The sequence below is a fragment of the Belliella aquatica genome (genome assembly GCF_014637795.1).
Classification (GTDB): Bacteria; Bacteroidota; Bacteroidia; order Cytophagales; family Cyclobacteriaceae; genus Belliella; species Belliella aquatica.
This window is the reverse complement of record NZ_BMFD01000027.1, coordinates 19,274-31,608: the sequence shown is the minus strand read 5'-3', so window position 1 is coordinate 31,608 and position 12,335 is coordinate 19,274. Positions and strand designations below refer to the sequence as shown.

1 protein-coding gene is annotated in these 12,335 nt (G+C 37.2%); it reads right to left on the bottom strand.

Annotated features, from left to right (window positions below):
• The coding region (locus tag IEV57_RS18750; RefSeq protein WP_229744572.1) for a cadherin-like beta sandwich domain-containing protein at positions 1-11,636 on the bottom strand (11,636 nt) is incomplete at its 3' end.
• Positions 11,637-12,335 lie beyond the last annotated feature (699 nt).

Here is a 12,335-nt window from a genome sequence, read left to right as displayed (position 1 = left end):
CCTGAACCTTCGCCTCCTGTACCTTCACCTGAACCTTCGCCTCCCGTGCCTTCACCTGAACCTTCGCCTCCTGTGCCTTCACCTTCGCTATCTCCATCTCCTTTGTTATCTGAATCAGTAACTACAATTCTTATTGACACAACACATCCGGTCTCTGATTTGAAAGAAATAAACACTTCACCTTTTGCTATACCTGTTACTAAACCTGAAGAAGATACAGTAGCTGTAGATGTATTGCTTGAGGACCAAGCCACTTCAGGATCAGGGTTTTGATCGGCTGATAGCTGAATGGACTGACCAATATCTACGAATTCGGGTCCTGATATTGTGATTGGAAGATTATTATAGAAAGTTACTGCCGTAACCTGAACTTCAGCCGCTCCAGTAGAAGTTAGACGAATGGTATTTATACCATTAAATGTGGCGTTTCCTCTCATTCTTACATATAACTTCGTAGATTCCACCTTACCATTACTAATCGGCAAAGTCAGAGATGTTACATAATTGACACCATTTAATGAATATTCCAATGAAGAACTTGAAGCAACACTTATAGAACTTGTCAAATATTGACCTGATATAAATAATTCTTGAGCATCTGAAGGACCTGAACTAGAACCACACCTGTAAAAGGTTGAAAGTGTCCCAGCCACTTTGATAGTTGGAGTTTCTCCAAGTTTATTTCTTCCTATTCTTATAGAGCTGATATCAAAAGATACAAAATCAGGCTTACCATCTTGATCTATATCAACCCCAAATACGCTTCCATAAGAAAATAAAGCATTTGTCGAGTAGTTATTTACAAAAGCACTTCCATTTAGTACTGTACCTTCTCCTGTTGAATTATTATTACTCAGAATGGACAACCTATTTGATGAACTTGCATATTGCGGACTGATAACATCTGGTATACCAGTTCCATTAAAATCAGCAATACTCATTCTACCAATATTTCCGCTAGAGTTACTTCTATCTCTTAGATTACTTATCGTTTGTAAGCCTCCAAAATCAGAAGTAATAATATCACCAGAATTAAAGTTGTTTTGATACAAATATCCACTTGAAATTTGACCTCCAAAAAGCAAGTCATTTTTACCATCTTTATTGAAATCCTCAACCAATAAGCCTCCAGAGAAAACTGTCCCAAAGAAGCTACCTTGAATAGACGGCGCTGTAAGTGCCTTATCCATGGATAGCAAACCCGATGTAAAATTAGTATTCACTAGGGTATAGTAATTTCTATGGTTTCTAGAGATAATATGAAGATCAGGTAAGCCATCTTTATTGATATCTTTCACTGCAATGTCTGCTATACTGAAAGTTGGATTTGATGTAAAATTACTTCCAGTAATCGCAGTAACAGTACCAAATTCAATGGTGTTCCCTTGTAAACTTGATGTATTCAAATGAATATACGCCGTTGTTCCTAAGAAATTAGCTAATACAAGGTCAGTTAATCCATCATTGTTCAAATCCGCAGCTCTAACCATTCTCACAGCTGCAGGAAGTGTAAAATTTTGCTCAGCTTCAAAAGAAATTTCTCCACTAGTACTTGTATTAATCAAGATTCCATAGGTAGCACTATTGCTATATGTCAAAATCAAATCTAAACGACCATCATTATTTAAATCGGCCATTTCTATTTCGGCTGGTGAACCGCTTAATGAAATATCAATTGTCTCAGCAAATGCATCAGTTGAAATGTTTCCTTCAGATATATTGTTTTTAAAAATTCTAACTTTCCTATCACTATGGATCAGCTTCACCAAGTCAACCTTACCATCACCATCAAGATCAACTACCAAACCAGGATAAAGTGATTGTCCTGAACTTGCTGAAGTGATATTATTTGCAACCGTGATCAAATCAAAGGTGTTATTATTTATAAGATTTGATCCAGAGTTGTTTTCGAAGGTAAATAGAAATGATTCTGATGAAGTTGCAGATTTCCCAGATAAAGTATTGACAACGGTAATCCCAGTAGATAATGCACTAGCAGGAACCTTTACTTTAAGACTGCTTTCAGATGACTCTACTACCTCTGCGGCTACTACGCCGAAGAGGACTGTATTATCCGAAGGATTCAACCCAAACCCATTTCCTGAAATAACTATTTCCTCTCCAGCCTTGGCTGTACTTGGAACAATAGAGAGAACCTCAATAGGAGCTGGTGTTTTAGTGAACACTGTGAGCGAAATACTAGCTTCACAACCACTTTCAGAAAGATAGCTGATGAAGGTATTCCCATCTGCTATAGCTGTAACCAATCCATTTGAATCAACCGTTGCTACCGTAGGATCTGAGCTAATCCAAGCATTTGTCGTAGCTGCCGTCCCATTCCCAACAAGCTGTAAAATTTGACCTACCTCAAGACTAGAAACTCCTCCTGAAATAGTAACAGGTGTTGAATTGAAATTCGTGTTGAAGGAAATCTCCCTAGTTTCTGCTGGAAAAGACTCTATCCTGATCAATCCAGAAGTTGTACTTGTAGAGGAGTTTTTGAACCTTACAAAAACCTTAGTCTTCACTAATTCCCCATTATTCGTATCAATAAATAAAGTTGAAGAAAAGGAATTTCCATCAACAGAAAATTCTAAGACTGACCTGTTGTCAGAAATACGTACATTGGAAGATTGTAAAAATCTACCTTCCACTTCAAGTTCTTGTATTGGTGAAGGATCTGTCCCACATCTGAAGAAAGTATTCAAAGAACTATTAACGATTATCGCAGGACCTTCATCAAACTTATTTCTGCCAATACTAATTCTGTCTTGCGCAAATGCTATCCAGTCAGGTTTCCCATCATTATCCAAATCTACACCATACGCTCCGCCGAATTTAGATAGGCGAATGATTTCATTAGCGATAAAATCAGAACCTGCCATTGAAGATCCTTCTGCAATACTAGCATTATTGGTGATAATTCTCAAAGTTTGCGTAGAGCCCCCATCGTTACGATCCGTATTGATTATATCAGGTTTACCATCACCATTGAGATCTGCCACTTCAATTTTTATAGAGCGTTCATTTTGGCTCCTATTAAATGAATTGATATTAAAAGATGACCCTAAGTCAGTGGTACTGATTTCACCTGATTCAAAATCATTTTGCATTATAGCCCCTCCACCATTACTAGCTTTAAGGTATCCCAGAATCAAATCGTTGGTACCATCTTGATTCAAATCTTCCGTAAATACTTCATTGATGGTACCGGAGACAAACTTGCTTAACCCTTTAGATAAAGATAGTGTTCCAGGTATTAAATTGGTATTCATTATAGCAAAAAATTCTGATCTTGAACCAAAAACAATGTCAAGAAGACCATCGTTATTAATATCTTTTAAGGAAAAAGATTGAATTAACCAAGATTTATTCACACCAAATACAGCATCAGTTACTTGATATTCAGAGCCAATCGTAATCTGGCTTTCTGTAAAGGACACAATTGGGTATATTCTAAACCTATTTCCAGTAGAAAATACGAGGTCTAGTTTACCATCATTATTCAAATCTCCTACTTGTACTAATCTTACATCAGCTTCTAAGCTAATCGAATGATAATTTTCAAAAGCTATATCCTCAGGAGTACTCTTATTGATAAGTACAGATATGCTGCTATTATTATGCGTAACCAAGATATCTAAGAGACCATCATTATTGAGATCGCCGATCTCAATATCAGCAGGATTTGCAGCAACATCATAAAATGATGCTGCTTCAAAACTTTGATTATCTAGTACACCAGGAGTTGAGATATTTCTATAAATAGCAATTTTACCATTCGAATTATCTGCTTTGATCAAATCAACCTTTCCATCTCCATCTATATCTGCGACGTGACCGAAGTTAACCGCAGAATTAAAATCTCCAGAATTAACAGAGGATAAATCTATCCTAGAAAATTTATTTTCCACAATGGTAGACCCGGATTCATCAGTCTCGAAAGTATAAACAAAAGACCTACTCGATTGAGCAGAAACCTTGTCAGTAGTATTCACCACCATTAAGTTATGAGTCCTAGCTCCAAATGGAACTTGGACTTTAATTTCTGTTTCTGAGGCTGCGATAATTTCCCCACTAACAGAACCAAAAAAGACAACATTTTCGGAAGTAGTTGCTCCAAACCCTGTACCTGTGATAGTAATGATATCACTTTCCTTACCGACTACCGGACTGAAAGACGCCACAGTGATCGGGACAGCAACAGGCTCAATTACTTCAATCACCTTGCTTGCTGTACATCCAGATTCTGCAATAAAGCTAATTGTCACTGTACCAGCTCCTACAGCTGTGACTAAACCATTTGCGTCAACTGTTGCAACTGCTTCATCAGAACTGATCCATGGGCTAACTTGATTTCCATTTACATTTGATGACAATTGAAGCGTGGCTCCAACCAAAACAGGCCCTTCCCCAGACAAATTGATATCAGTCGAAAACCTTGAAGTACTTGCTGCTAGGAAGTGATTTTTATTACTTGTGAAAATCGTTATACTTTGATTAGGATTACTATTTGATGTTGTATTCATCCTAATGAATACAGTTGTTTCACCTAATATCCCATTTTGAACAGGTATTGAAAGTGTCGTACTATAATTCTGATCATCCAAAGAAAATTCTAATCCATTTCTCTGATCTATCCTCACATCACTTGTCAAAAATTCTCCTGACAAAGTAATCTGCTGAGGTTCTGATTGAAATATAGTCGAACCACATAACAAAAATGGGTCTAAACTTCCATTTATATTAAGTACCGGGTCTTCACCTGTCATATTTCTTAAGACAAAAATCTTATCTTCTGTCAAATGTAGGATATCCATTTTGCCATCTCCATCTAAATCCCCTGTAAAAACAACCCCATATTTATCAGGAAATAAATTAAGTCGATCAATGGAAAAATCATTGGCTTGAATCGTTGCATCAGGGCCAACTTCATTTCCATTTCTAGCAAGAATTATTTGATGTCTCGATGAAACACTTGAAGAGTTTAGCAAATCAGGCTTTCCATCTCCATCCAAATCACCTATGCTGAGGTTCATAGATTGTTGACCAACTTCATTTGATTGACTATTGAATCCAGGAAGAGAAATAATAGCTCCCCTGGATAGAAGATCTCCATCTAAGCCAGTTACGCCAAATAGATAATCTAACGCTCCATCAAGCTGAAAATCATCTATCAAAATAGTTCGATTTCTAGTGGTTCCAAAACTCTGCAATTGCTCTGAACCTAACTTAACAACACTTAAAAATTGATTTTCATTGATACGCTTATAGAAATTTCTTTGATCCGTTACATAAGCCAAATCAATCAAACCATCTCCATCAAGATCTTTCGCAAGTAAATCCATTATAGAAATAAAATCGCCACTCGTTAAAGTTCTTTCGTCTCCCAAAACAAGTTCATTGCTACCATGAGCAGTTTGATTAGGAATGATTCTAATTGTACTAGAATTATTTATATAAAATATCAGATCTTCAAAACCATTGTTACTCAAATCACCTGTTGCAATATTTCTTATGTTCCCTCCTAAAGTGTAATCTGTACGCGTGGAAAAGCGTACGGTACTAGAAGAACTCTGATTCATCAAAATGGAATATTGATTGGTACCATAAGTCACAACTAAATCCAAAAGTCCATCATTATTCAAATCCACCACCTTCACTTCTCTTGGAGAGGACAAAACATCAAAATTTACGACATTAGAGAAATTAGTAGATAAAACATCTCCAGCTGTAGTACCATTAACGTACACTACTACTTTATTTCCGATATGATTAAGTTTGATAATATCTAATTTCCCATCTCCATCAATGTCTGCCACCTGACCGATATACCTACCATTTCCAAAAGTAGCTGAAGTCACAGGATTGGCTATCTCTACTGCATTTTTCCAAGATAGGTTCGCATTGTCTTCATTGTCAAAAGTAGGGACAAAAGAAAGGAAAGATTCTCCTGATAACTTAGATGTCCGGTTGACAACCTTTATCGGTGCATGCATCGCACCTGCAGGAACGGTTACTTGAATTTGTGTTGGACTAGCTTGGCTAACTTGACCTTGTACATTCCCGAACCAAACTTTATTTTCCGCAGCAGATGCTCCAAAATTTTCACCTGTCAATGTGACTAAATCACCTACTTTAGCTACTTGAGGAGCAACCTGAGAAATTACAGGTTTTCTCAATAATCTAGTTACTACAATGGTATAGACCTTTTCTGTCACACCATCTTGAGCAGTAACTTTTATTTCAAATACATTAGAGGAGCCTAACTCTAAATCATATAAGGTAGAGAACTGTGCGCGAGGAATCTCAGTGTAAGGACCATTATTCATGCGGACTTCTACTGTTGCATTTTGATCTACAGAATACGCTAAAATACCCAACCTTTCTTCTTGCGTTGAAGCAGAATAGAGCAAGGTGTTTTTATCAAAGACTGGATCAAGTGGTGCTAATAAAGGATTCGCATCTAATAATTTGATCGTAAATAAGTCAGCATCCGATGCCGCACCTCTATTCACAATAACATTGTAGTCTTTTACAACTTCACCATCCTCCGAGGTAACTTGTATTGTAAGCAAAGTACCTACGCCAGGATCTAATTGAAATTCCTCACTCTCTGCACCTGAAGCTATCTCAGTACCATTGATGGTCATGCTAGCATTTGGACCAGAAAGTGTTGGTGTCAATTTGATACTTGATTCTTCAAAAGGTAAGTTTATCTCATATTCAGAAAAATCCGGATTAAATTGTGGTATGATTACACCCACACTTGGATCAATTCCGACAAGATTCGCATCATTAGAAAGTCGAGTGATAGTCAACTGATAGGTCTTTTCGGTAACTCCATCCTCGGCAGTTACTTTTAGATCGAAGGTATTATCACCTTCGGCGAGAGTAAAAGGAGCAGAGGCTGTTCCTGACATAATTGACGCAAATGAGCCTTGCCCCAATCGAATCTCCATGGAAGCCTCAACCATATCTAGTGTCGGTGTGATCATCACCTGACCTACAGCATTTACTACTGATGCCGTATAAGAAACTGTCCCCTTTTCGAATACAGGAGAAAAAGAAATGATTGGATTCTCATCCCCATCTTGTTGATTCACAACTAAGTTACTTAGGTCAGCATTTGCAGAACCTATTCTGGTTATTTCTACAACATAGGTTTGGCTGCTAGTCCCATTAGAAGTTATGATAGTAATCATATTCTTTCCTACATTTAGATCAATAGGTGTGCTTGCTTCGGAAGCGTTAGTAGCTACCCCATTGATCGTAAGCGTGGTACGGTAATCCGAAACAAAAGGTGTTAGGGAAATCGTACTCGCTTCATTAGGAACGGTAGCTGTATAGTTAAAAGTTGTCGAGCTGAACTTAGGAGACAGTGCTCCAGCACTTAAGTTCAGGGCACTTAAAAAGGCATCGGTATATTCCACTGCAGCATAAGCTACACGGTTGTAACCTACTACAAGAAACTGGCCTGCACCATAACTTACTTCATTCCAAAATTGATTTTTACTTGGGTCTAAACCTGTCAAATCCTCACCTTGCTTCCACACTATCCCATCAGGACTGGTGATGACCTTTCCCGCTTTGGAAATAACCATAAATGTACTATTCCCAAAAGCCACCGATGCCCAAATTTCCGTGGTCAATCCAGCAGGAACTGTTCTATAAATCCAGTTTTCTCCATCAGTACTGGACATGATTTGACCAGTTTCAGAAGCGGCTACAAACAGTCCGTTCCCATAAGCTATACCACCACCTGACCAATCTACACCACTGGTTGGAGAACTTGCACCTATTTCAAATGTAAGATACGGCTGTAAAAAGTTACTAACACCTAGGTCAAGCTCCCTGAATAAAGCAACCCCAGGTTTTGAACGATCAGGAGTAGGTCCATCATAAAATGCAACAAAAATAGACTCTCCTTCTTCATTATACCCATGTGAAATCATATTTGGCCAATAATATCTATTAGCTGAACTTGTTTGTAGCCATGTATTAGAGTTTCCACCAGTTAAACCATCTGAACTTAGTATTTGATTAGTTCCTGAAAGTGCTAGAAAATGTAATTCACCAGCAGCAAGTGAATAGTAAGTGTCATCAGGAAGTCTAACGCCACTAACGACATTAAGACCTCCTGTTTCATTGAAACTAAGTTGTACTGGTTTTCTAAATTGATCAAATTGTCTTGCAACTGTACCAAAGCCATTTTTAAACCTAAATTTTCGTACCCAAGTTGCTGCTCCATCCGAAGCGGCTATATTAACCGATTTATCGCTATTAAAAATCAAGGTTTGACCTGCAGCACTCATAAATACAGCTTTATCCTTATCAAAATCAGCAGTGATGAAATTTTCAGGATCATCTGATCCGGGAATAGTTGGATAACTCCATCCAGAAACCTTAGTCAAATCGACAACAGAAAAGGAAACACTTTCACTTTCTGATCCGCCGCTCCGTGTCACAATTAGACTAACATTTCCTTCATTGATTGGAGTCAAACTTAAACCTGTCAACTGCCCATTAACAAAATCTGCAGAATTTCCCGTAATTCCTGCTGTACCGGAATAATCCACGGCACTAGTAAAGGAAATATCCCGCTTGCCATCCTGATCCACCGCTGTGATCGTGATTCCCTCAATAGGGTAAGTGGCATTGAAAGTAGTTGTCGCCCAATCATGTCCTGTAATTTCGAAACCAGCTAATGCCTTAGATTTATAAATTGATAAAGTATATGTTTCGACGGTAGATTCATCTTGAGAAGTTACTTTTATCAAAACCTGATTAGCCCCTTGAGACAATGTAAGAGGTGATGAACTTTGACCACTTGGGACAGGGGTATAAACTGTACCATCAAAACTCACTTCTATCAATGCATTTGCATCCATAGCCGTAGGGATCACAGAGAGATCATCCATCGTTGAAGAAGCAAATGCAGTATACGTGGTACTTTCACTATCAAAGTCTTCTACTATCAAACCCTGACTGAGTTGCAAATTGCTCAAAGTAGCAATAGGAGATTTCAATCTTTCAATAGACAAGGTGTAGGTTTTTACATCCCCAGATTCAGCAGTCATCCGAATTTCAACCAAATTATTATCAAACTCTAATGGAAGATCTTGAGATGCAGTACCACTAAACACTTCCTGGTATGCCCCATCATTGATTTTAACCTCAATCAAAACAACTGGGTTGGAAGCAGTAGGCGTCACAGTAAAACTTGATACGGTATGATCTACCTGACTTGAAGTATAATTAAGGTTTGCGCTAACAAAATCTTCCTGAATCTCTCCTTCTGTGATTTGAAGATCAATCAAATCCGTATCTGAAGAAAAAGCAGCCTTGCCTCTTATTACAGTTTCAGTTGTATTAATATTGTTTCTCGTGAGTAAAAAATTCTCCCCATCATACGCTAAATGACCTTGAGAGATTGCCTGAGGCACCCTAGAATAATTCCAGGTGATCGCATCTGTACTCCAAAGCATTTTGTCCAAAGCAGACCTATTGGAATTTGAACTTTGAGAACCTAAAACAATGTATATTCCTCGTATGTAATAGGCTTTAGACCATATACCTTGCACTGAGGCATCTGCTATTTTATTCCATGTGATCCCATCTGTACTTGTTGCTAATTTATTATCTCCAACGGAAAGAAACTTTCCGTCTCCAAAAGTGATATAATTCCAACGCTCTTGGGTAATTGGATCGTCATTCGCATCTATTTCAGTATTCCACTTAATTCCATCCTCACTTTCAATCACATATTTTGAACTACCTAATGTGCCGCTATTTCTTCCTCCAACTGCGATAAACTTGCCATTTCCATAAGCTACTGATAAAAATCTACTTCCTGATAATGGAATACTTACATGATTTAAAGTTTCTCCATCCAAAGAGTAGGCAAAAGTTGGATTTTCTGTTACTAAACTAGAATAAAGCCCAGTATAACTTGAAACAAATACGAATCTTCCATTTCCAAAAACACCATCATTCCAATTTAATCTCGTAGCATCACTATTAGTCTTTGCGTTTGGTCTTCCAGAATTAGTTGAAGAAAATTCACTCCCATTTGGGCTAGAAAAGAAAGTTGTTGTTGTCCAATCTCTTGCCGAAGCAATTGTCACAAATTTCCCATTCCCATAGAGCAAAAAGTTTGGTTTGGGATCGACATCCAAGGTCAGCTTATTTTTTAACTCCCAGGCCAAACCATCATTACTCGTGGCGGAATATGCTCCAGTAGCTGTACCGAAACTTCTGAAAATGATTCCATAAAGACTATTGTTCTGATATTGAAGACCTAGAAACCTATCATCAAACTGCTGTGAAATTGAATTAGTTGCACTAAAAGCTTCCTCTTTCCACGAGCCTAATTCTGTCAATCGATTGTAGACATTGAAACTAACAGACTTGCTTACAGTACCATCGACAATGGTAAAAGTAAGGTCTTCTCCAGGTGAATTACCAATCGTAACGACGGGCAAATCCGCAATACCATCAACAAATGTAGCTGCACCTGAGATTCCAGCGGTTCCAGAAAAAGAAACTGTACTGTTATAATCTAATTTGGTATTCCCATCAGCATCTTTGGCAATAATTCGTATGTTTTCTAACTGTTCTCCGGTCACATAATCAGCACCAAAACCAAAAATTTCAAAATCATCCAATGCGCCTAGATCAACAACCTTAAAAACATGTTTTATTCCATCAAAAGCACTTGCGAAAATTTTTGATACTCCATTAACATCTACTGTAAATTGGTCATGAATGGTTAACTCCGTAGGTGAAGATTCAGCTAAGTACCACTGCTCTCCATTAAAACTAAATAGTTGATTTTTTTGATCACGATCTAATACATTGGCTCTACCTGAAGCAAAATACAACCCATTTACATAGTCGATATTCCACCAATTTCTTTGAACAGGTAAATTATTTTCTATACGATTCCAACTTATTCCATCTAAACTCTTTAAAAGAAATGTTTCCTTACCTGCTAACCAATACTGATCACCCGAAGGATCTACGCCAGAGATATATTTAAAATCTGTGGCAGAGAAAGGTGAAGGCAAACTTGTAATGCTCCATGTACTGCCATCATCCTGAGATAAAAATTGTTTATCTTCATTAAAAAATATTAAGCCTGCGTTAGTATAAGATAAACCAACATAATCACGAATAAAAGTTAAACCATTAGAGTCTCTTAAATCAGTAAAAAGATCAATTGGTGCTATCCAGGATTCTCCATCTTCACTTGATGTTAAAATTGATTTACTTGGACTAAAACTAACATTGTAATGCTTGTATTCTGTAGCTAAAACAATATACTTTCCATCCTTAACTGTTAGTTTTTCAATATTACTAAATATAGAACCATTGTTTTCAGCATAATTAAAATATGTCAAGGCTTTAAAATTTTGATCTGTAACTTCGTCCCAAGAAATCCCATCACTAGAATAAAACAACCTTGAAATTCTCTCCGCCGCATCAGCAGTTGATGTATTTTGTTGGATCAACAAATAAAACTTGCCTTCAAAAAAATCAAATTGCACTACCGTTTCATTGAAAGTTAGGGAATTAACAAGGCTTGGCACCTCTATTCTGATCCATGTTGTACCACCATCAGACGATTTTGCCATGGCTGAAACATCATTAGGACGGCTAGACGACGAATTAGGTAGAGAAAGAATCGGGGCAAGCAGTAAAGTTCCATCCTCATTTGAGGCAATTTGTTGTATGATTTCAGTTTCACTAAAAAGACTAGTTTCCGAATCATTTGCATTCAAAAAACTAAACGCTGAATATTCAAGCGTTTTATTTTGAGCTTGGGCATTAGCGTTAAAAAAAATAGTAAAGCAAAGTATTAAAACTAGCCTCAAAAAAAAATTTTGATTTTTGGTGTTAATAGAATTCATGAAGATGTAGTTAGATTTTAATTTCATAATCTGGAAATGACTATAGTTTTTGTAATTAGCATACCAAAGTCATTAAAAGCCCATTTTAATACAATAGCACTTGTTCAGGATTCTGAATCCAACACTTATTAACCCCCTTATTGTATTTTTTTGTAAATAAAAGTAAAGTCAAAAAGTCATCATTTTATAAGCCACTGACTGCTTTGTCAGATTAGCAGGCGTAAAATTTTTTGAATTAAATAATTAGGAATGGAGAATATTTGTCCAAAGAATAAAGGGAAGAAATTAGGAAAAAGGTGAAAGGGAAAAGGTGAAAGGACTGGAATCTTGAATATTACGGAGAAGTATCTTTAACGATTAACACTTAACAGTCCCAATACAAAGCATCAACTTACAACCTACGCTCCCCTAAACGATTAAACA